The organism is Methylobacterium terricola (genome assembly GCF_006151805.1).
GTDB lineage: Bacteria > Pseudomonadota > Alphaproteobacteria > Rhizobiales > Beijerinckiaceae > Methylobacterium > Methylobacterium terricola.
Window position 1 is genome coordinate 110,955 of sequence record NZ_VDDA01000011.1, and the last position, 19,897, is coordinate 130,851.

General features: G+C 70.8%; 18 protein-coding genes. 15 read left to right on the top strand and 3 right to left on the bottom strand.

What is annotated here, in order from left to right; genetic code table 11:
* Nucleotides 1–145 precede the first annotated feature (145 nt).
* Nucleotides 146–1,138, top strand: coding sequence for a magnesium transporter CorA family protein (locus FF100_RS21835; protein ID WP_139037849.1), 993 nt, complete (start codon nt 146–148; stop codon nt 1,136–1,138).
* A gap of 236 nt (nt 1,139–1,374) precedes the next feature.
* Here FF100_RS21835 and FF100_RS21840 read toward each other — a convergent pair whose 3' ends face one another.
* Nucleotides 1,375–2,244 carry a DMT family transporter gene (locus FF100_RS21840; RefSeq protein ID WP_246102213.1) on the bottom strand — a complete coding sequence of 290 codons (870 nt, stop codon included), beginning with the start codon at nt 2,242–2,244 and terminating at the stop codon, nt 1,375–1,377.
* A 141-nt stretch (nt 2,245–2,385) separates the two neighbouring features.
* Here FF100_RS21840 and FF100_RS21845 point away from each other — a divergent pair, with 141 nt between their 5' ends.
* The 9 genes from FF100_RS21845 to FF100_RS38670 all read left to right on the top strand — a co-directional run bounded on the left by FF100_RS21845 (nt 2,386) and on the right by FF100_RS38670 (nt 11,474).
* Nucleotides 2,386–3,627 (top strand): glycosyltransferase family 4 protein, encoded by a 1,242-nt coding sequence (locus tag FF100_RS21845; protein ID WP_139037851.1) that lies wholly within the window; start codon nt 2,386–2,388, stop codon nt 3,625–3,627.
* Between the two features lie 108 nt (nt 3,628–3,735).
* Nucleotides 3,736–5,187, top strand: a complete 1,452-nt coding sequence (locus FF100_RS21850; RefSeq protein WP_139037852.1) for a polysaccharide biosynthesis C-terminal domain-containing protein — start codon at nt 3,736–3,738, stop codon at nt 5,185–5,187.
* Nucleotides 5,188–5,292: 105 nt separating this feature from the next.
* Nucleotides 5,293–6,471 (top strand): glycolate oxidase subunit GlcE, encoded by a 1,179-nt coding sequence (glcE, locus tag FF100_RS21855; RefSeq protein WP_139037853.1) that lies wholly within the window; start codon nt 5,293–5,295, stop codon nt 6,469–6,471.
* A gap of 28 nt (nt 6,472–6,499) precedes the next feature.
* Nucleotides 6,500–6,907, top strand: a complete 408-nt coding sequence (locus FF100_RS21860) for a VOC family protein (RefSeq protein ID WP_139037854.1) — start codon at nt 6,500–6,502, stop codon at nt 6,905–6,907.
* A 48-nt stretch (nt 6,908–6,955) separates the two neighbouring features.
* A complete protein-coding gene (locus FF100_RS21865) occupies nt 6,956–7,852 on the top strand; it encodes a metallophosphoesterase family protein (protein ID WP_139037963.1) in 897 nt (298 codons plus the stop codon).
* Between the two features lie 188 nt (nt 7,853–8,040).
* Nucleotides 8,041–10,317: a CDC48 family AAA ATPase gene (locus FF100_RS21870; protein ID WP_139037855.1), complete on the top strand. Its 2,277-nt coding sequence runs from the start codon at nt 8,041–8,043 to the stop codon at nt 10,315–10,317.
* Nucleotides 10,318–10,443: 126 nt separating this feature from the next.
* Entirely contained in the window at nt 10,444–11,028 is a 585-nt protein-coding gene (locus tag FF100_RS21875; RefSeq protein ID WP_425463338.1) for a L,D-transpeptidase, read from the top strand.
* A 176-nt stretch (nt 11,029–11,204) separates the two neighbouring features.
* Nucleotides 11,205–11,336 (top strand): GIY-YIG nuclease family protein, encoded by a 132-nt coding sequence (locus FF100_RS38665; RefSeq protein WP_425463341.1) that lies wholly within the window; start codon nt 11,205–11,207, stop codon nt 11,334–11,336.
* Between the two features lie 15 nt (nt 11,337–11,351).
* Entirely contained in the window at nt 11,352–11,474 is a 123-nt protein-coding gene (locus tag FF100_RS38670; protein ID WP_425463339.1) for a GIY-YIG nuclease family protein, read from the top strand.
* Nucleotides 11,475–11,628: 154 nt separating this feature from the next.
* Here FF100_RS38670 and FF100_RS21885 read toward each other — a convergent pair whose 3' ends face one another.
* Complete coding sequence (locus FF100_RS21885) at nt 11,629–13,047, bottom strand: FAD-binding oxidoreductase (RefSeq protein ID WP_139037857.1); 1,419 nt, start codon at nt 13,045–13,047, stop codon at nt 11,629–11,631.
* Nucleotides 13,048–13,297: 250 nt separating this feature from the next.
* Between FF100_RS21885 and FF100_RS21890 the strand changes: the two genes are divergently transcribed.
* Nucleotides 13,298–13,858, top strand: a complete 561-nt coding sequence (locus tag FF100_RS21890) for a thioesterase family protein (RefSeq protein ID WP_139037858.1) — start codon at nt 13,298–13,300, stop codon at nt 13,856–13,858.
* Nucleotides 13,859–13,880: 22 nt separating this feature from the next.
* On the opposite strand, the gene FF100_RS21895 is transcribed toward FF100_RS21890, so the two are convergent.
* A complete protein-coding gene (locus tag FF100_RS21895; RefSeq protein WP_139037859.1) occupies nt 13,881–14,135 on the bottom strand; it encodes a hypothetical protein in 255 nt (84 codons plus the stop codon).
* 139 nt (nt 14,136–14,274) lie between these two features.
* Between FF100_RS21895 and FF100_RS21900 the strand changes: the two genes are divergently transcribed.
* From FF100_RS21900 to FF100_RS21915, 4 genes are all read left to right on the top strand, one after another.
* Nucleotides 14,275–16,641: an ATP-dependent helicase gene (locus tag FF100_RS21900; protein ID WP_246102215.1), complete on the top strand. Its 2,367-nt coding sequence runs from the start codon at nt 14,275–14,277 to the stop codon at nt 16,639–16,641.
* Nucleotides 16,642–17,049: 408 nt separating this feature from the next.
* Nucleotides 17,050–17,766, top strand: a complete 717-nt coding sequence (locus FF100_RS21905) for a PhoH family protein (RefSeq protein ID WP_060850282.1) — start codon at nt 17,050–17,052, stop codon at nt 17,764–17,766.
* 352 nt (nt 17,767–18,118) lie between these two features.
* On the top strand, nt 18,119–18,769 hold the full coding sequence (locus tag FF100_RS21910; RefSeq protein WP_139037861.1) for an NAD(P)-dependent oxidoreductase: 651 nt from the start codon (nt 18,119–18,121) through the stop codon (nt 18,767–18,769).
* Nucleotides 18,769–19,374 (top strand): SOUL family heme-binding protein, encoded by a 606-nt coding sequence (locus FF100_RS21915; RefSeq protein WP_171070286.1) that lies wholly within the window; start codon nt 18,769–18,771, stop codon nt 19,372–19,374. The genes FF100_RS21910 and FF100_RS21915 overlap by 1 nt, the downstream gene beginning before the upstream one ends.
* Nucleotides 19,375–19,897 lie beyond the last annotated feature (523 nt).

Here is a 19,897-nt window from a genome sequence, read left to right on the forward strand (position 1 = left end):
ACCCGGGCATTAGCACTCTCGTGAGGTGAGTGCTAAGGCTGGCGAGGAGATAATCGGGCCGCGCGGACGAGTCAAGGCGCTGGCCTGTGGCAAACGGGAAACAATCCAGGCCGAGCCGGCAGAGGCTCGAGGGGGCCTCACGGTCATGATCACACTGCACGGCGCCGAGGGCGTCGTCGCCGAGGGGCAGGCCTGCGCGGCGCTCCCGGCCCACGGCACCTGGCTCGACCTCGACGATCCGAGCGAGGCCGAGACGGCGCTCGCCGAGGCGGTCACCGGCCTCGCCGTCCCGTCGCGAGCGGCCCTGAGCGAGGTGCAGAATTCCCGCCGGCTCAACCGGCGCCGGGACGCGTTCTACCTCAGCACCCCGATGGTGGCGTTCCGCGACGACGACCTGACGTTGCGCCCGCTCGGCTTCGTGCTGACGCCGGAGCGTCTCCTGACCATCCGGTTCCAGCCCCTCGCCGCCTTCGACACCGTCAAGGCGCGGCAGGCCGAACGCGACGGGCCGGCCTCCAGCGTCGAGACCTTCCTGGCGCTCATCGAGGAGCTGGTCGACCGCATGGCCGACACCCTGGAGACGACGAGCGACGAGCTCGATTCGCTCTCGACCCGGATCTTCACCTTCGACACCAGCGCCAACGGCAAGGCGCGCCGCGACGCCGCCGCCCCCAAGCGCCGCGACCTCGCCTTGCGGCGCCTGCTGCGCGCCATCGGCCGGCGCGGCAAGGCCCTGGCGAAGCTGCGCGCCTCGCTGCTCGGCCTCGGCCGCATCCTGCCCTACGTCGCCGGCGAGGCCGAGGGCTGGCTGAAGCCCGAGGAGAAGGCCCGCTTCGAGAGCCTGCGCCTCGACGTCTCCTCCCTCGACGAGTTCGAGACCCGGCTCTCCGAGACCGTGCAGTTCCTCCTCGACGCCACCCTCGGCCTGATCAACATGGAGCAGAACAACACCTTCCGGGTCCTCACCGTGGTCTCGGTGGTCGGCATCCCGCCGACCCTGATGGCGTCGGTCTACGGCATGAACTTCAAGCACATGCCGGAGCTGGACTGGGCCTGGGGGTATCCCTACGGCCTGGCGGTGATCGTCGCGAGCGCGCTGGTGCCGGCGGTGTACTTCAAGCTGAAGGGGTGGTTCTAAGGATTTTTCTAGTCGGCGGTCGTCAGCCGGTCAGCATCCATCTCGATATGTTCAGGGTCGTCCCGGGGCCGCGAAGCGGAGCGCGGGATCCAGAGCCGTCGGTCATTCGGCGAGAGGCAAACAGCGTTCCGCTTCGTCCTGCATCATCTGCGCGTCGGAATTCCGGGCGCCGCTCAGCGGCCCGGGAATGACCAAGAGGGTCGTCGTTTCTTTGGTTGGCCTCAATGCCCCGAGCCTCACCGCCGCGCCGCCAGCGCCGACCCGGCGAGGATCAGCCCCGCGCCGGCCAGCGTCGCCACCCCCGGCACCTCCCCGAAAGCGACGTAGCCGAGGCCGATCGCCCACAGGAGCGCGGTGTATTCCATCGCAGCCAGCCGCGACGCCTCGGCCTTCGCATAGGCGCGGCTGAGCACCAGGTGGCCGGCGACCCCGAGCACGCCGACGAGGACGAGGAGCGCCCAGTCCGGCGCCGCGACCGGGGTCCAGGTCCAGGCCGCGGGGGCGGCCAGCATCGCGGCGGGTCCGGCATTCTGGATCGCCACGATGGTGACCACCGGGTCGTGGCGGGCGCGGGCGCGCAGCAGCACCATCGACAGGGCGTAGGTCAGCGCCGAGGCCAGGATGGCGGCGATGCCCCAGGCCGAGCCTGCCGCCCGCGGCGCCTCGGTTCCGACCTGCCCCGCGACCACGATCCCGACGCCGAGGAAGCCGACCGCCAGCCCGGCCCAGACCGGCGGGCGCACCCGCTCGCGCAGGAGCAGGGCGGCGAACAGCGCGATGAAGATCGGGCTCAGGAACGAGAGCGCCAGCGCCTCGGCGAGCGGCAGCACCGACAGGCCGTGGAAGAAGCAGAGCGCGGTTCCCACCACCAGCACCGCCCTGAGGCCGTTCGTGCGCCAGGTCTCGGCGGAGGGCCAGCCGGGACGCAAGGCCCCGAGCACGGCCAGCATCACGACCGTGCCGACGAGGTAGCGCGCGAAGGCGATGCCGGTGACGCCGTAGCGGTCGGACAGGCCCTTGATGGTGGCGTCCATCAGGGAGAGGAGCCCGATGCCGAGGGCGGCAAGCAGGATCGCGGAGGCGGGGGAGGTGGGGCGGGGGTGCATGGGGCGGGGGTGCATGGGGCAGGCGGATGGCCCGCCCGCGCCCGTGGCGCAAGGCCCGATGCACCATGCCGCTTAGGCGTTTCCTAAGGGGTCGGACCCATCCTGGCGCCCGATCCGCGAGAGGCGGCCAGGGAGTCGGTCATGAAGGTCATCCTCGTCGCCGACCACGCCTACATCAATGGCGGGCAGGCCAAGGTTTCGCTGGAGAGCGCGATCGGGCTCGCCCGCCGCGGCCACGAGGTCGTGCTGTTCGCCGCCGTCGGGCCGGCCGATCCGCGCCTGGCGGAAGCCGGCGTGCGGGTCGTGCTCCTCGGCCAGACCGACGTGACGCAGGCGCGCTCTCTCGCCCGGTTCGGGGTGCAGTGGCTGTGGAACGCCGCCGCCGCCGCGCAGCTGCGCGACCTCATCGCCGCCTCCGACCCGCGCGACACGGTGGTGCACGTCCATGCCTGGGCGAAGGCCCTGTCGCCCTCGATCGGGCCGGTCCTGCGGGGGAGCGCCGCGCCGGTGGTCTATACCGCGCACGAATACTATCTCGCCTGCCCGAATGGCGGCTTCTACGATTACCCCGTCGCCGCGGCCTGCCACCGGGTCCCGAACGGGCCGGCCTGCCTGACCCACAATTGCGATTCGCGCACCTATCCGCGCAAGCTGATGCGGGTCGCCCGCCACGCCCTGATGCGCCGCACCGGCCTCGTCGAGGGCATCGACGCGATGATCACCATCAGCCGGCTCCAGCGCGATGCCCTCGCACCCTATCTGCCGGCGAGGATGCGCTTCTACGACGTGCCGAACCCGGTCGATGCCGCGCCGCTCGGCCACAGGGCGGGGGCGCCCGGCGACTTCGTCTTCGTCGGCCGCCTCTCGCCCGAGAAGGGACCGGGTTTGTTCGGCGACGCGGCGCGGCTCGCCGGGGCGCGGGCGGTCTTCGCCGGCGACGGGCCGATGCGGGCGGAGCTGGAGGCGCGCTTCCCCGAGGCCTCCTTCCTCGGCTGGCAGAGCCCGGATCAGGTCAAGGCGGTGCTGCGCGCCGCCCGCGCCCTGGTCTTCCCGTCGGTCTGGTACGAGGGCCAGCCCCTGACGGTGCTCGAATCGCTGGCCCTCGGGACGCCGGTCCTCGTCAGCGACGTCTGCGCCGGCCGCGAGGCGGTGCGTCACGGCGAGAGCGGCTTGTGGTTCCGCTCCAACGACCCCCGGTCGCTGGCCGACGCCATGGCGCATCTCGCCAACGACGCGACGGCGATGCGGATGGGGCGGGCCGCCTACGACCTGTTCTGGGCCGACCCCCTGACCATGGATCGGCACCTCGACGGGCTGGAGCGGGTATACCGGGACGTCTCGGGGCAGGGGGAGCAGGCGCGGCCGCTGGCGCGGGTCGGCTGATTCCCTCGTCCGCCGCCGCGTCATCGTCACGACGGCGGTCTTGCACGCGCGTGAACCACCCCGGACACGACGGGTCCGGCTCTTCGCTTCGAACGGGCACCCCCTGAAATGGCGGTCATCGCGGCCTTCGTGGTCAATGCGGCCCTCAACCTCGCCCTCGGCCTGCTCATCGCCCAGGTCCTGGGTCCGGCGGATTTCGGCCGCTTCGCCCTCGGCACCGCCGGGGCGGTGGCGCTCAACACCCTGGTGTTCGAGTGGCTGCGCCTCTCCGCCACCCGGTTCTATTCCGAGCGCGTCCGGCACGCGGAGCCGTGGATCCGCGGGATGCTCGACCGCGCCTACCTCGCGACCGCCCTGGGGCTCGTCGGCGCCGCCATCCTGGCCTTGGCCGGCCGGTCGCGTCTCGGCGACCCGGCCCTCCTCGCCGCGGCGGCCGCGGCGGCGGCGATCGGCCTCGGCCTGTTCGACTACGCGGCGGCGCTCGCCCGGGCGCGCTTCGATGGCGGGCTCTACCTGCGCCTCGTCCTGATCAAGAACGGCCTGACCCTGCCGCTGATGGTCGGCACCGCCCTGGCGACGAAGGACGCCGCCGCCGTCATGCTGGCCGGCGGCCTGAGCCAGTTCCTCGCCGCGGCCCTCGTCCGGCGCGCCTTCGCGGATCCGCCGATCGCGCACGACACCGCCCGCCGCCGCGACTCCCTGCGATTGTTCATGGGCTACGGCCTGCCGATCGTCGCCGCCAACCTCGTCTACCAGCTGATGCCCTTCGCCAACCGCTGGGCGATCGCCGCCGGGGCGGGCTTCGCCGAGGCCGGCTACTTCTCGCTCGCCGCCGATATCGGCGGGCGGATCTTCAGCACGCTGGGCGCCGCCCTCGATCTTCTGCTGTTCCAGATCGCGGTGCTGGCCGCCGAGACCCACGGCCACGAGGCCGGGGAGGAGCAGGTCGCCCGCAACGGTGCGGTGGTGCTGGCCCTGATCCTGCCGAGCGCCGCCGGATTCTGGGCCGTGGCTCCGGCGCTCGAGGCGATCGCGGTGCCGGAGGCCTATCGCGGCCATTTCGTGCACTACACGCTGCTGCTGCTGCCGGGCCTCGTCGCCCTGGCGCTGATGAACTTCGCCCTCAACCCGATCTTCCAGATCCGCCGCCGCACCTCCCCGCTGATCGCCGCCGGGGTGATCGGGGCGCTCGTCAACCTCGTCGCGGCGCTGGCCCTCGCCGGCTCCTTCGGTCCCTCGGGCATCGCGGCGGCGCAGTCGCTGGGCTTCCTCGCCGCCCTGCTGTTCCTCGCCTGGCGCGCGCTCACCGGGCCGCAGCGCCTGCGGCTGCCGTGGCGCGACCTGACCGCCGTGGCGCTCGCCACGGCGGTGATGACCGCGGCGGTCCTGCCCCTGCGCGGGCTCGACCCCTGGCTCGCGCTGCCGGCCTGCATGGCGGCCGGCGGACTCGTCTACGGCGCGCTGGTCTGGTGGTTCGATATCGCGGGCTTGCGGAGCGCGGTGATGGCGCGGTTCGGGCGGGGCGTTCCGGCGGCGCAGGGACGTGCGGCATCACCCTGACCTGACGCCGCCGCTCCCGCTTGCAACCGGCCGCGGATGCCCGCAAAGATCCGCGCCCGATCCCCGCGCATCCGGCGCGGCCTTATCCCGGCGAGCGAGCCCCCGATGAGCATCTACCAGCCCCGGAGCGAGGCGGAGGCCGCCGGCCTGATCGGCGAGGCGGCGGCGCGGGGCGAACGGCTGCGGCTCGTCGGCGGCGGCACCCGGGCCGGGATCGGCCGCCCCGCGCAGGACGAGGCGACCCTGTCGGCGGCGGGGCTCACCGGCATCACCCTGTACGAGCCGGCCGAGCTCGTCATCGCGGCCCGGGCCGGCACGCCGCTCGCAGAGGTCGAGGCGCGGCTCGCCGAGGGCGGCCAGATGCTGCCCTTCGAGCCGATGGACCACCGCGCCCTCATGGGCTCCACCGGCGCGCCGACCATCGGGGCGGTCGCCGCCGGCAACGTCTCGGGGCCGCGGCGCATCGCCGGCGGGGCCGCCCGCGACAGCCTGATCGGCGTGCGCTTCGTCAACGGGCGGGGCGAGACGGTGAAGTCCGGCGGCCGGGTGATGAAGAACGTCACCGGCCTCGACCTCGTGAAGCTGATGGCCGGGTCCTGGGGCACGCTGGGCTTCCTCACCGAGGTCACCTTCAAGGTGCTGCCGGTGCCGGAGCGGACCGCGACCCTGGTGCTGGCCGGCCTCGACGAGGCCCGCGCCGTCGAGGCGATGAGCCTGGCGCTGGGCTCGCCGTTCGAGATCACCGGCGCCGCCCACCTGCCGGAGGGGATCGACGGCCCCGCCCGCACGCTCCTGCGCATCGAGGGCTTCACGGCCTCGGTCGATTACCGCCTGGGCGAGCTGACCCGGCTGCTGCGCCGCTTCGGCAAGCCCGAGATCCAGGAGGGTGAGACCGCGGGCAAGCTCTGGCTCTCGGTCCGCGACGTCCTGCCCTTCGCCGGCAGCGACGAGGCGGTGTGGCGTCTCTCGACCGCGCCGGGCCGCGGCCCGGCCGTGACCGCGGCGATCGCTGCCGCCCGGCCGGCGCGCTGGTTCTACGATTGGGGCGGCGGCCTCGTCTGGCTCGCCACCCCGGCGACCGGCGATGCGGGCGCGCAGGCCGTGCGGGCGGCCGTCGCCGGCGGCGGCCATGCCACCCTGGTGCGCGCCCCGGATTCCGTGCGGGCGGCGGTGCCGGTCTTCGAGCCCCTGTCCGAGCCGCTGATGCGGATCACCGCCGGCCTCAAGGCGGCGCACGATCCTGCCGGCCTGTTCAACCCGGGGCGGATGTACGCCGGCATCTGATCACCGCAACCGTCTGGGAGACAAGACCGTGAGCGTCATCTCGCATGTCTGCGTCGGCACGGCCGATCTCGCGCGCGCCGTCGCCTTCTACGCCCCGATCTTCGAGGAACTCGGCCTGCGGCTCCGCTTCCACGAACCGGAGAACGGCTGGGCCGGCTGGATGCCGCGGGACGCCGACCGGCCGCTGCTGATCGTCGGGCGGCCGTGGAACGGGCAGGCGCCCCACCCGGGCAACGGGCCGATGACGGCGCTGACCGCCCGGTCGCGGGCGAGCGTCGACCGCTGCCATGCGCTGGCGCTTGCGGCCGGCGGCACCTGCGAGGGTCCTCCCGGCTTACGGCCGCACTATCATCCTGACTATTACGGCGCCTATGTCCGTGATCCCGACGGCAACAAGCTCTGCGTGGTGTGTCATGAAGCCGAAGGCGATGCCTGAGAGACCGGCCGGGTTCCCGGCGTGACGCCCTCCGAGCGCTCCCCCGCGGTGTTCCGTCTCGCCCACCTCACCGATCCGCATGTCGGCCCGCTGCCGCGCCCGCGCCTGCGCCAGCTGATGAGCAAGCGCGCCACCGGCTGGGTCAACTGGAGCCGCGGCCGCAAGCTCACTCACGACATGGAGATCCTGGCCGCCCTGGTGGCCGATCTGCGCGCCGCAAGCCCCGATCACATCGCCTGCACGGGCGATCTCTGCAACATCGGCCTGCCGAGCGAGTGGGAGACCGCCCGCGTCTTCATGGAGGGACTCGGCGAGCCCGGCTTCGTCAGCTTCGTGCCCGGCAACCACGACGCCTACGTGCGCGGCTCGCTCAAAGGTCTGCTCGACGCGGTCGGCCCCTGGACCCGGGACGATGCCGGGCGCGACAAGGCGTTTCCCTACCTGCGCCGCCGGGGACCGCTCGCCCTCGTCGGGCTGTCCTCGGCGATCCCGACCGCGCCCTTCGTGGCGACGGGTCGGCTCGGCTCCGACCAGATCCGCGCCGCCGAGCAGATGCTGAAGGACCTCGCCGCCGAGCCCGAGCGGCCGTGCCGGGTGGTGATGATCCACCATCCGCCGCATGTCGGCGGCGCCAAGGCCGGGCGCCATCTCACCGACGCCCACGCCTTCGAGGCGATGATCGGCCGCGTCGGCGCCGACCTCGTGCTGCATGGCCACAACCATGTCGGCTCGGTCGCCTTCCTGATGGCGCCGGGTGGACGGCGGGTGCCGGTGATCGGCGCGCCCTCGGCCTCGGCCCGCGGCGGCGCGCTCAAGCACTGCGCCGGCTACCACCTCTACGAGATCGAACGCACCGCCACCGGCTACGCGCTCACCGCCACCCTGCGCGGCCTGCTGCCGGAGGGGGGATTGGGCGATCTCGGCACCCTGACGCTCAAGGCGTGAGATTGCCGGCGCAAGATCCCCGGCCTGGTCCCTAAGGTCTAACCCGCGCCGCAACATTTCAGGCGAGCGGACGTTCACCCGCCGACGCGCCGCCCCGCTGGGGCGCGCCGATGGTGCGGCAGGGGAGGCGGCTCGGCCGCCCGCGGCGGGGCTTCGCGTCCCCGGCCCCGAGGAGCGAGGTCACGCGGATGGCGGACGAAGCAGGCGACGTGAGGGCGCAGGTCGCGAACGCGCGCGCCGAGGATGTCGGCCGGGGCGTCGCCCGGGTCGGCGCGGCGGTTCTCCAGGGCCTCGGCCTGCAGGAGGGCCAGCCGATCGAGATCATCGGCAAGCGCCACACCACGGCGCTCGCCATCGCGCTCGGCCAGGAGGACGAGGGTCTCAGCATCATCCGCCTCGACGGTCTCCAGCGCGTCAATGCCGGCGTCGGCTCCGGCGACCACGTCGAGATCCGCAAGGCCGAGGTGCGGCCGGCGACCCGGGTGGTGCTGGCCCCGGCCCAGAAGAACCTGCGCCTGCAAGGCTCCGGCGAGGCCCTGCGCCGCACCTTCTACCGCCGGCCGCTCGTGTCGGGCGACGTGATCTCGACCTCGGTGCCCTCGCGCTTTGCCCGCGATCAGGTGCCGGAGGAGCTGCGCCAGATGTTCAGCCTGCCGGCCTACGGGTTGCAGGAAATCCGCCTCGTCGTGGTCTCGACGCAGCCGGCCCGCGGCATCGTCCAGGTCACCGCCGAGACCGAGGTCGAGCTGCGCCCGCTCTACGAGGAGCCGAAGGAGGTCCGCCGCGCCGACGTCACCTACGACGACATCGGGGGGCTGGGCACGACCGTCGACCAGGTGCGGGAGATGGTCGAGCTCCCCTTGCGCCACCCCGAGCTGTTCCAGCGCCTCGGCATCGACCCGCCGAAGGGCGTGCTGCTCTACGGGCCTCCCGGCACCGGCAAGACCCTGCTGGCCCGGGCGGTCGCCAACGAGACCGAGGCGCAGTTCTTCCACATCGCCGGCCCCGAGATCATGGGCAGCCAGTACGGCGAGTCCGAGCAGCGCCTTCGCCAGATCTTCTCCGAGGCGCAGCGCAACGCCCCGGCGATCATCTTCATCGACGAGATCGACTCGATCGCCCCGAAGCGCGAGGAGGTCCGCGGCGAGGTCGAGCGGCGCATCGTCGCGCAATTGCTGACCCTGATGGACGGGCTCGAGCCGCGCCAGAACATCGTGGTGATCGGCGCCACCAACCGGCGCGACGCGATCGACGAGGCCCTGCGCCGGCCCGGCCGCTTCGACCGCGAGATCATCATCGGCGTGCCCGACGAGCCCGGCCGGCGCGAGGTGCTGACCATCCACACCCGCGGCATGCCGCTCGGCGACAATGTCGACCTCGACGAGATCGCCCGCACCACCTACGGCTTCGTCGGCGCCGACCTCTCGGCGCTGGCCCGCGAGGCAGCGATGGACGCGCTCCGCCGCGTGCTGCCGCAGATCAACCTCAAGGAGGGGATCCCGCCCGAGATCCTGGAGGCGCTCCAGGTCTGCCGCGAGGACTTTTTGAACGCCTTGAAGCGGGTGCAGCCCTCGGCGCTGCGCGAGATCATGATCCAGGTCCCGAACGTCACCTGGGACGATATCGGGGGCCTCGGCGAGGTGCAGACCAAGCTGCGGGAGGGCGTCGAGCTGCCCTTGCGCAACCCGGAGGCGTTCCGCCGCATCGGCATCCGCCCGGCCAAGGGCTTCCTGCTGTTCGGGCCGCCCGGCACCGGCAAGACCCTGCTCGCCAAGGCGGTGGCGCGGGAGGCGCAGGCCAATTTCGTCGCCACCAAGTCCTCCGACCTGCTCTCGAAATGGTACGGCGAATCCGAGCAGCAGGTCTCGCGCCTGTTCGCCCGCGCCCGCCAGGTCGCCCCGACGGTGATCTTCATCGACGAGATCGATTCGCTCGCTCCCGTCCGCGGCGGCGGCCTCGGCGAGCCGGCCGTGACCGAGCGGGTGGTCAACACCATCCTCGCCGAGATGGACGGGCTGGAGGAGCTGCAGGGCGTGGTGGTGGTGGCCGCCACCAACCGGCCGAACCTCGTCGATCCGGCGTTGCTGCGCCCCGGCCGGTTCGACGAACTGGTCTACGTGCCGGTGCCGACCATCGCGGGGCGCCGCCACATCCTGGGCATCCACACCCGGTCGATGCCGCTTGCCGACGACGTCGACCTCGATGCGCTGGCCGAGCGCACGACCCGCTTCACCGGCGCCGATCTCGAGGATCTGACGCGTCGCGCCGGCCTGATGTCCCTGCGCGAGAACCTGGCGAGCGAGCGGGTGACGCAGGCCCATTTCGACGCGGCCCTGCACGAGACCCGGGCTTCGGTGACGCCCGAGATGGAGCAGGATTACGAGACCATGCTGCGGACCCTCAAGCAGGAGGGGCCGCAGCGCCAGCCGATCGGTTTCATGCCGCTCCGGCACGCCGCGGAATAGTCCGGTTCGTCGCCGGGCGGCCTGTGGCGCGAAAGCACCATGGGCTGCCCCGCGATTGTTTCCGCCCTGTTTTCGCCACAGCCCGGCGGCCAACCCGTTCGACGTTTCTTCGAACGGGAGGGGATGATGACCCGTCTGACCGCGCCGCGGCGCCTGCTGAAGCCGCTCCTGACGGCCGCGACCCTGCTGACCCTGGCAGCGCCGGCCCAGGCCCTCGGCCTGCTCGACCGCGGGCCGATCGCCGACTTCCTGACGGTGTTCCGCCAGCAGGGCGTGCCGCGCCAGACCATCGGCTGGAACAGCCCCTACAAGCCCGGCACGGTGGTGATCTCGACCAGCCAGCGCCGGCTCTACTACATCCTGCCGAACCAGGAGGCGGTGCAGTACGGCGTCGGCGTCGGCCGCGAGGGCTTCTCCTGGGCCGGCACCAAGACCGTGACGATGAAGAAGGAATGGCCGGCCTGGCGTCCCCCTGAGCAGATGATCAAGCGCCGCCCCGACCTGCCGCGCTACATGGCCGGCGGCAACGACAACCCCCTCGGCGCGCGCGCGCTCTATCTCGGCTCGTCGCTCTACCGCATCCACGGCTCGAACGAGCCGGAGACGATCGGCGCTGCGGTGTCCTCGGGCTGCATCCGGATGACCAACCGGGATGTGATCGATCTGTATGATCGCGTGAAGGTGGGAACGAAGGTGGTGGTACTGCCGTAGGGGTCTTCGGCAAGATCAGTTTTTACCTGAACGCGAAGCGGCTGTGTTAGCGTGTGTGCTGATATTTTGAGCCGCTTCGCAGCAATTCTTGTGCTGGATCCCGGATCTCCTTCCGCTTACGCTGCAGTCGTCCGGGAAAGGGCGGCGCGCGCATGGCAAAGGGTGGTGTCGTCTATATGCTGGCGAGCGGGCGTAACGGTACGCTCTATCTCGGATCGACGGTAGATCTGAGTCGGAGGATCTACGAGCATCAGCAGGCTCACACACCCGGTTTTACGACTCGTTATCATGTAAACCAACTGGTCTGATACGAGCGCTACGACTTGATCACCGACGCACGCCATCGCGAATATTCGCTTAAAAAGTGGCGTAGCGCTTGGAAGCTGGCGCTGGTCGAGGCCATGAACCCGGGCTGGCGTGATCTCTCAGCCGACCTCAACAATTGAAGCAAGATACTTTTTTCACCCACCCCTTTCCCGGACGACTGCAGCGAAGCGGAAGGAGATCCGGGATCCAGCACAAGACGTGCCGCGAAGCGGCTCGAACGATCAGCGCAACCGCCGACAAAGCCGCTTCGCCCCAAGTGTGAAACGCCGTGGCCTAAACCGCCACGACCTTCCCCGGATTCATGATGTTGTCCGGATCGATTGCCCGCTTGAGCACCCGCATCAGATTCAACGCCTCCGGCCCGTGCTCCATCTCCATGAAGCGCATCTTCTTCTGGCCGATGCCGTGCTCGCCGGTGCAGGTACCCTCCATGGCGATGGCGCGGGCGACCAGGCGCTCGATGAAGCCGGTGACCCGGGCGATCTCGTCGGGGTCGTCCATCATGACGAGCGGCGAGGTGTGGAAGTTGCCGTCGCCGACATGGCCCGCGATCGGGGCCGTGATGCCGCTCGCGACGATGTCGCGCTTGGTCTCGTCGACGCACTCGGCGAGCCGCGAGATCGGCACGCAGACGTCGGTGGCGATGACGCGTGCCCCCGGGCGCATGCCGACCGCCGCCCAGTAGACGTCGTGCCGCGCCTGCCAGAGCCGGGTGCGGTCCTCCGCCTTGGTCGCCCACTCGTAGGGACCGCCGTCGAACTCCGCCGCGATCTCGCCGAAGCGCTCGGCCTGCTCGCGCACGCTGGCGTCAGAACCGTGGAACTCGACCAGAAGCAGCGGTGTCTCGGGCAGGGTCAGCTTCGAATAGGCGTTGCAGGCCGCGACCTGGACCTCGTCGAGGAGCTCGATGCGCGCCACCGGCAGGCCGGACTGGATCGTCACGATGACGGCGTCGCAGGCCGCCTTGATGCTCGGGAACGGGCAGACGCCGGCCGAGATCGCCTCCGGGATGCCGGCGAGCTTGAGGGTCAGCTCGGTGATGATGCCGAAGGTGCCCTCCGAGCCGACCATCAGCCGGGTCAGGTCGTAGCCGGCCGAGGTCTTGCGGGCCCGCGGGCTGGTGCGCACGATGTCGCCGTTCGGCATCACGGCGGTGAGCGACAGGACGTTGTCCTTCATCGTGCCGTAGCGCACCGCGTTGGTGCCGGACGCCCGGGTCGCCGCCATGCCGCCGAGCGAGGCGTCGGCGCCCGGATCGATCGGGAAGAACAGGCCCTGGTCGCGCAGGTGCTCGTTCACCGCCTTGCGGGTCACGCCGGGCTGGACCACGCAGTCCAGATCCTCGGCATGGACCGCCAGGACCTTGTTCATCCCGCCCATGTCGATCGAGATGCCGCCGAACGGCGCGTTGACGTGGCCCTCGAGCGAGGTGCCGGTGCCGAAGGCGACGACCGGCATCTTGTGCGCGGCGCAGACCCGCACGATCGCCTGCACCTCCTCTGTGCTCCCGGCATAGACCACCGCGTCGGGCGGCTGGTTGGCGACCCAGGTCAGGGTGCTGCCATGCTGCTCGCGCACCGCCTGCGAGGTGACGACGCGGTTGCCGAACTGCGCCGTCAGCTCGCGGATCACCGCGTCGACGGTCTCAGGCGACGGGCGCTCGCGCGACGGGGCGGGGCTCTGGGCGTTCATGGGGATCTCGACCTCCCGGACGGTTTCTGGCGGACGGCCGATGCATGGTGTCCCGGGCCCGGCCTTTTGCCGGTCATCCTATCATCCGGCATCGCTCGGGCATATCCGGGCCGCCGGTCACGGAGAAGTGCGCTGCGGGTGGGCCACCTTGACCCAAGTGCAACGCATCCGGGGGTGCATCGCCGGGTCAGGCGTGCTACGCCGCTCGGCGCCCTTGTCATCCCGCCTGCGCCTGATCGGGAGCCTCGCAATGGCTGACGACCGTCCCGCATCGGTCTTCTTCTTCGCGCCGTTCGTCTCGTCGACGATGGTGATCGAGCCCGGCTGGATCGATTATAACGGGCACCTGAACATGGCGTATTATCACGTCCTGTTCGACCGGGCGGTGGACGAGGCGTTCGGCGTCGTCGGCCTCGGGCCCGACTACATGGAATCCGGGCGCGGAACGACCTTCGCGGCCGAGGTTCATGTGCGCTATCGCCGCGAGCTCGTGCTCGAAGACCCGGTGCGGGTGACGCTCCAGCTCATCGGGTTCGACGAGAAGCGGATCCACTTCTATTCCGAGATCCGCCACGCCACCGAGGGCTGGGTCGCCGCGACCTCCGAGAACCTTTCGCTCCACGTCGATCCGGCGACCCGTCGCGTGGCGCCGTTCCCCGACGACATCCAGGCCAATCTCGGCGTCATGCTCGGCTCGCACGCCCGGCTGCCGCGGCCCGAGGATCTCGGCCGGGTGATCGGCATCCCCGCCCGCGGCCATCCGAGACCCGACATGGCCTTCGCGGTCGCCGGCGCCCGGGTCCGCCACTAGGACCCGGGGCGCCCGCGGACGCTCAGCGCCGCGGCACGACGATCGGCGCCGAGGGCGGCGCGATGCTCTGCTGGCGCTGGATCTGGCCCTGAAGCTGATTGGTCTCGAAGCGGTTCTGCTGCTGGTAGCTGCGCGATTCGGCGCCGGCCTCGAGCGAGCGGTTAATCCCTTCGACCCGCTGCTGGGACCGGTTGACCGGCACTTGGTTCTGCGCGAGCGCCGGGAGCGGTGCCGCAGCGAGCGTCACGCTCAGGATCAGGAGGGTGTGGGCGCGCATCGGGTGTCCTTTGCCGTGTGCGAGGATCCGTTCGTGTGTGGGACGACGCCCGCGCCTCCGCAAGGTTCCGGGGCCGGACGCGCGACGCATGCGCCCGCCACCCTCGACGCCGTTCGCGTTTTGGTCCAGTGATGCGGGCATGACTCGCGAACTCCCCGCCGGGACCGCCCCCAGCTCGATCTCCGCCCGCGCCCGCGCCGCGGTCGTGCCGCAGGAGGGGTCCTACCTCGCCGGACTCAACCCCGAGCAGCGCCGCGCCGTCGAGGCGACGGACGGGCCGGTGCTGGTGCTCGCCGGGGCCGGCACCGGCAAGACCCGGGTGCTCACCACCCGCATCGCCCACCTGATCGCCACCGGCCGCGCCCGGCCCTTCGACATCCTGGCGGTGACCTTCACCAACAAGGCCGCCCGGGAGATGAAGGAGCGCATCGGGACGCTGATCGGCCCGGCCGGGGAGGGCATGCCGTGGCTCGGCACCTTCCACGCCATCGGCACCAAGATCCTGCGCCGCCACGCCGAGCTCGTCGGCCTGCGCTCCGATTTCACCATTCTCGGCACCGACGACCAGTTGCGGCTCCTCAAGCAGGTGATCGCGGCGGCCGACCTCGACGAGAAGCGCTGGCCGGCCCGCAGCCTCGCCGGCACCATCGACGGCTGGAAGAACCGCGGCCTGTCGCCCGAGCAGGTTCCGGCCGGCGAGGCCGGCGCCTTCGGCTTCGGCAAGGGTGGTACGCTCTACGCCGCCTATCAGGAGCGGCTGAAGGCGCTCAACGCCGTCGATTTCGGCGACCTGCTGCTGCTGTGCCTGAAGCTGTGGCGCGAGAACCCGGACGTGCTGACCAACTACCAGCAGCGCTTCCGCTACATCCTGGTCGACGAGTACCAGGACACCAACGTCGCCCAGTACCTCTGGCTGCGCCTGCTCGCGCAGGGCCACCGCAACGTCGCCTGTGTCGGCGACGACGACCAGTCGATCTATGGTTGGCGCGGCGCCGAGGTCGACAACATCCTGCGCTTCGAGCACGACTTCCCCGGCGCCCTGGTGGTGCGGCTCGAGAACAACTACCGCTCGACCGGCCATATCCTGGCCGCGGCCTCCGTGCTGATCGCCCATAACGAGGGCCGGCTCGGCAAGACCCTGCGCACCGACAGCCCGCAGGGCGAGAAGGTGACGGTCACCGGCGCCTGGGATTCGGAGGAGGAGGCCCGCCTCGTCTGCGAGGAGATCGAGAGCCTGCAGGCCAAGGGCCACAAGCTCTCGGAGATCGCCGTGCTGGTGCGGATCTCGGCCCAGATGCGCGAGGTCGAGGACCGCTTCGTCCAGCTCGGCCTGCCCTACCGCGTCGTCGGCGGCCCGCGCTTCTACGAGCGGGCCGAGATCCGCGACGCGCTGGCCTATCTCCGCATCGTCGCCAACGGCTCCGACGACCTCGCCTTCGAGCGGATCTTCAACACGCCGAAGCGGGGCTTGGGCGACGCGACGCTCCAGGCGCTCCACGGCCTCGCCCGCCGCGCCAAGGTGCCGCTGCTCCAAGCCGCCCGGATGATGAGCGAGACCGAGGAGCTGAAGCCCAAGCCCCGCTCGACCGTCCGCGCCCTGTGCCAGAGCTTCTCCCGCTGGGCCAAGCTCCTGGAGGACCAGCCGCATACGGAGGTGGCGCAGACGATCCTGGAGGAATCCGGCTATACCGAGATGTGGCAGAAGGAGCGCACCGCCGACGCCGCCGGCCGGCTGGAGAACCTCAAGGAGCTGGTGCGCTCGATGGAGGAGTTTCCCGATCTCGCGAGCTTCCTCGAGCACGTGTCGCTCGTCATGGATGCCAACGAGGCCGAGGGCGGCGACCGGGTCAGCCTGATGACGCTGCACGCCGCCAAGGGCCTGGAATTCGACACCGTGTTCCTGCCCGGCTGGGAGAACGGCCTGATGCCGAACCAGCGCGCCCTCGACGAGAGCGGGCGCGCCGGGCTGGAGGAGGAGCGGCGGCTGGCCCATGTCGGCCTGACCCGGGCGCGCAAGCGGGCGAAGATCTCCTTCGCGGTCAACCGCCGCATCCATGGAATGTGGTCCTCGACCGTGCCGAGCCGCTTCATCGACGAATTGCCCGAGGACAGCGTCGCGGTGCTCGACGCCCCGGCGAGCTTCTCGCAGGGCCCGTCGCGCTTCGACCGGCAGGCGCCGGCCTTCGGCTCGTCCTATGCGACCCCGGGCTGGCAGCGGGCGCAGGCCCAGACCGCAGGCCAGGACCGTTACGGGCAGGACCGCTTCGGCGGCGGGGGAGGGCGGACGAATGCGCCCGGGCGGCGCGGGCCGCAGCAGATCGAGGGCACGCTGGTGGCCAAGTCCACCGGCACGCCCTCGGCCTACGAGGCCGGCGCGCGCATCTTCCACACCAAATTCGGACCGGGCTCGGTGGCCGCGGTCGATGGCAACAAGCTCACCGTTGACTTCGACAAGGCCGGCCGGAAGATGGTCCTCGACAGCTTCGTCCAGCCGGGCTCGGGCTGAGGCCGTCCCGCGCGGGGCCCCCCGCGCCAGACCGGGAGTGCCGATCAGGTGGCGACCTCCTCCGGCAAGCGGGTCCTCGGCAAGCGGGTCCTCGCGGCTCGCGCCGGCCTGACCCCTCCCTCCTCGGTCGTAGCCCCTGCCACCTCTGTGTGGTTTTCGTCACGCTCCGTCGTGCTGTTGCGCCCCCGCCGGTTTCGGTTGGGCATGGTGCGGCGCGACAATTGCTCGTTCATCATCGGCTGCTTACCCTGCTGGGAGAAACGGGCGGACTTGTCCACCGCCTGCGTCAACCCCGACCGGAACCGTTGCAGCCCGTGAGGCTTTGAGTCGTTACAAGAACACAGGAGTTCAGGGACACCAGAGGGCACACGATAATCGGCACCGCAAGTCCAGTGGGAGTGTTGATCCGTGAAGAGACGACGCGCACGACTTGAACTGGTTGATGACCGCCCGATCCGAGTGCATCGCACGCGTTTCGAGGAAGAGCGCAACCCGCCACCGATCCAGCCGATGACGGCCCGTCAGGCCGAGTATCTGGACGCCCTCGGGTCCCACCCGCAAGTGATCGTTCTCGGCCCCGCCGGTACCGGCAAGACCTACATCGCCGGAACCCGTGCCGCCGATCTGCTCCGCCAGCGCCGTGTGGCCAAGGTGGTCATCACCCGGCCGAACGTGCCCTCCGGCCGCTCGCTCGGCTTCTTCCCCGGCAGCATCGAGGAGAAGATCGCCCCCTGGGTCGCTCCTCTCACCGAAACGATGAAGGAGCGCATGGGCGAAGGTGCTTTCGAGATCGCCGTCAAGGCCGGCGACATCGAGGTCGTGCCCTTCGAGGTGATGCGCGGTCGCACCTTCAAGAACTGTCTGGTGATCCTCGACGAGGCCCAGAACACCACCCCCGCCGAGATCAAGATGTTCCTGACCCGGATCGGCGACGATACGCAGGTCATCATCAACGGTGACGTGTCTCAGACCGACCTGCGCGAGACTTCGGGGCTGCGCACCGTGATCCATCTGGTCAAGAGCCGGATGATGCCGATCCCGATCGTCGAGTTCGGCCTGGACGACATCGTGCGCTCCGGCATCTGCGCCGAGTGGGTCCGGGCCTTCGAGGAAGCGCGGGTGTGAGAGTGACAGGCCTGCCCGGCGGGATGGCGCCGGGCAGGTCGTGAGCAACGTCACGCGGCCCGCCTTCAGAATCAGGCGCTTATCGCCTCGACGTCACCCGAGCCTCATCGGGGGCGAGACCGCGAGAAGTCGGAAAGCCGGCGCCTTCGCCTCCGCCGACTGGCCTTCCGTCTCGTTGACCATTGCGCATTTCCGGTCCCCGGGCGCCGCCGCGAAGTGCCGGAATGGCGTGCGGGAGTGATGCACCGTCGCAAGCCCAGGGCATCGTCTGAAATCTGCCGCCGCGCGAGCAACCATCCCGCCTCCCGACGTTTCCTAGGGTCTGCCGCCCCGCGCACATCCAGGACGCATCATGTCCCATCTCCTCGTCATCGGCGCCAGCCAGGGCATCGGCCTGGAGACGGTCAAGGCGGCGCTTGCCGCCGGGCACCGGGTGCGCGCCTTTGCCCGTTCGGCCGGCAGGATCGCGTTGTCCGACCCGAACCTGGAGCGCTTCCCCGGCGACGCCCTGTCGGCCCCCGACGTGGCGGGGGCACTGGAGGGGATCGACGCCGTGGTGCAGGCCCTCGGCGTGCCGTTCCGCGACCTGCTCGGGCCGGTGCGGCTGTTCTCGGATGCCACCAATGTCCTCGTCCCGGCGATGGAGCAGGCGGGGGTGCGCCGGCTGGTGGCGGTCACGGGTTTCGGCACCGGCGACAGCCGGCAGGCGATCGGCCCGTTGCAGCGGTTGCCGTTCCGCCTCGTCTTCGGCCGCGCCTACGACGACAAGGACGCGCAGGAGATGCGGATCCGCCGTTCGTCCCTCGACTGGACCTTCGTCCGCCCCGGCGTTCTCACAGGCGGACCGGCGACCGGGCGCTACCAGGTGCTCGACCGACCGTCCTCGTGGACGAACGGGCTCGTTGCCCGGGCCGACGTGGCGCAGTTCATCGTCCGGGACGTCGAATCGCGCGACCATGTCGGGCGTGCCGTCGTCCTCATCAGCCATGCTCTCCCGCTCTGATGGACAAGCTCCTTTTCTACGCCGTGACGCTCCTCGAATCGGGGCTGGGGGTGTTCGGGGTGCGCCGCTTCTACGATCAGCCGCGCTATGCGGTGGTCGAACGGCTCGACCGCGGCGTCGAGATCCGCGCCTATGCCCCGCGCGTGGCGGTCGAGACCGACGCCCGCGGCCAGGGCGACGGCGCGGCCTTCGGGCGGCTGTTCCGCTACATCACTGGCGCGAACCGGGCCGGCAACCGCATCGCGATGACCGCACCGGTGGAGGTCGCTGGGCGGCGCATCGCCATGACGGTGCCGGTCGAGCAGGGGGATGGCGGCACGATGCGGTTCTTCCTGCCGCAGGACGTGGCGGCGGCGGGCGCGCCGGAACCGACCGAGGCCGGGGTGCGGCTGGTAACAGTCCCGGAGGAGCGGATCGCCGTGCTGCGATTCTCCGGCCGCGTCACGCCGGAGGCGCGGGGCCAGCAGGAGCTGATCCTGACCCAGGTGCTGCGGGAAGCCGGCCGGGCCACGGCGGCCGTGCCGTTCTTCATGGGCTACGACCCGCCTTTCACGATCCCCTTCCGGCGCCGGAACGAGGTGGCTTTACGGCTGTCCGTTTCGTGATCGGTCACGGCGCCGGAGGCGTGCGCCCGGTCCAGCCATGCGGAGCCGTCGCCGCTCGCGAAGGGCGGGCGTCACTTCGCAACCGCTGGCGTCTCCCCCATCCGTCGCTTCGCCTTGACCATCCAAACGGAGGGGCGGCCCTCGTGTTGCGCCCGTGCATTCGCGCGGCGGGCGGCCACGACGTCCCGTGCGGCCTCGACGGACGGATCCGTCTGGCCGGAGGCCGCCTCGGCCACCGGCGCAAGGGCGAGCAGAAGGACGCCGCATCCGATCATTTGGACTATTTTTGGCATGATTGACCTCCATCGGGTGTGGGACAGGTCCGGCGGGACCCGAAACGTCAGACGATCAATCCGATGCTCAGCTTTCGGAGTTATTGTCATGGGCTTGCACAACACTTGAGCGAAACCGGCTGGCGCATCGCGAAGCCAAGGTCCGGGCGATCCGTCGGCAATCGTAGGGCGCGTGGTCGCTCCGTCGTCGTGACGTGCCGGTAGGCCGTCAATATCGCCGGCCCTTGCAG

Bases quoted from the DNA above. Each gene is read 5' to 3' on its own strand.
- FF100_RS21885 (WP_139037857.1), bottom strand. From the start codon at position 13,047: ATGAACGCCCAGAGCCCCGCCCCGTCGCGCGAGCGCCCGTCGCCTGAG.
- FF100_RS21835 (WP_139037849.1), top strand. From the start codon at position 146: ATGATCACACTGCACGGCGCCGAGGGCGTCGTCGCCGAGGGGCAGGCC.
- FF100_RS21910 (WP_139037861.1), top strand. From the start codon at position 18,119: ATGTCCCATCTCCTCGTCATCGGCGCCAGCCAGGGCATCGGCCTGGAG.
- FF100_RS21875 (WP_425463338.1), top strand. From the start codon at position 10,444: ATGACCCGTCTGACCGCGCCGCGGCGCCTGCTGAAGCCGCTCCTGACG.
- FF100_RS21840 (WP_246102213.1), bottom strand. From the start codon at position 2,244: ATGCACCCCCGCCCCACCTCCCCCGCCTCCGCGATCCTGCTTGCCGCC.
- FF100_RS21845 (WP_139037851.1), top strand. From the start codon at position 2,386: ATGAAGGTCATCCTCGTCGCCGACCACGCCTACATCAATGGCGGGCAG.
- FF100_RS21915 (WP_171070286.1), top strand. From the start codon at position 18,769: ATGGACAAGCTCCTTTTCTACGCCGTGACGCTCCTCGAATCGGGGCTG.
- FF100_RS21850 (WP_139037852.1), top strand. From the start codon at position 3,736: ATGGCGGTCATCGCGGCCTTCGTGGTCAATGCGGCCCTCAACCTCGCC.
- FF100_RS21895 (WP_139037859.1), bottom strand. From the start codon at position 14,135: ATGCGCGCCCACACCCTCCTGATCCTGAGCGTGACGCTCGCTGCGGCA.
- FF100_RS38665 (WP_425463341.1), top strand. From the start codon at position 11,205: ATGCTGGCGAGCGGGCGTAACGGTACGCTCTATCTCGGATCGACGGTA.
- FF100_RS21890 (WP_139037858.1), top strand. From the start codon at position 13,298: ATGGCTGACGACCGTCCCGCATCGGTCTTCTTCTTCGCGCCGTTCGTC.
- glcE (WP_139037853.1), top strand. From the start codon at position 5,293: ATGAGCATCTACCAGCCCCGGAGCGAGGCGGAGGCCGCCGGCCTGATC.
- FF100_RS21870 (WP_139037855.1), top strand. From the start codon at position 8,041: ATGGCGGACGAAGCAGGCGACGTGAGGGCGCAGGTCGCGAACGCGCGC.
- FF100_RS21900 (WP_246102215.1), top strand. From the start codon at position 14,275: ATGACTCGCGAACTCCCCGCCGGGACCGCCCCCAGCTCGATCTCCGCC.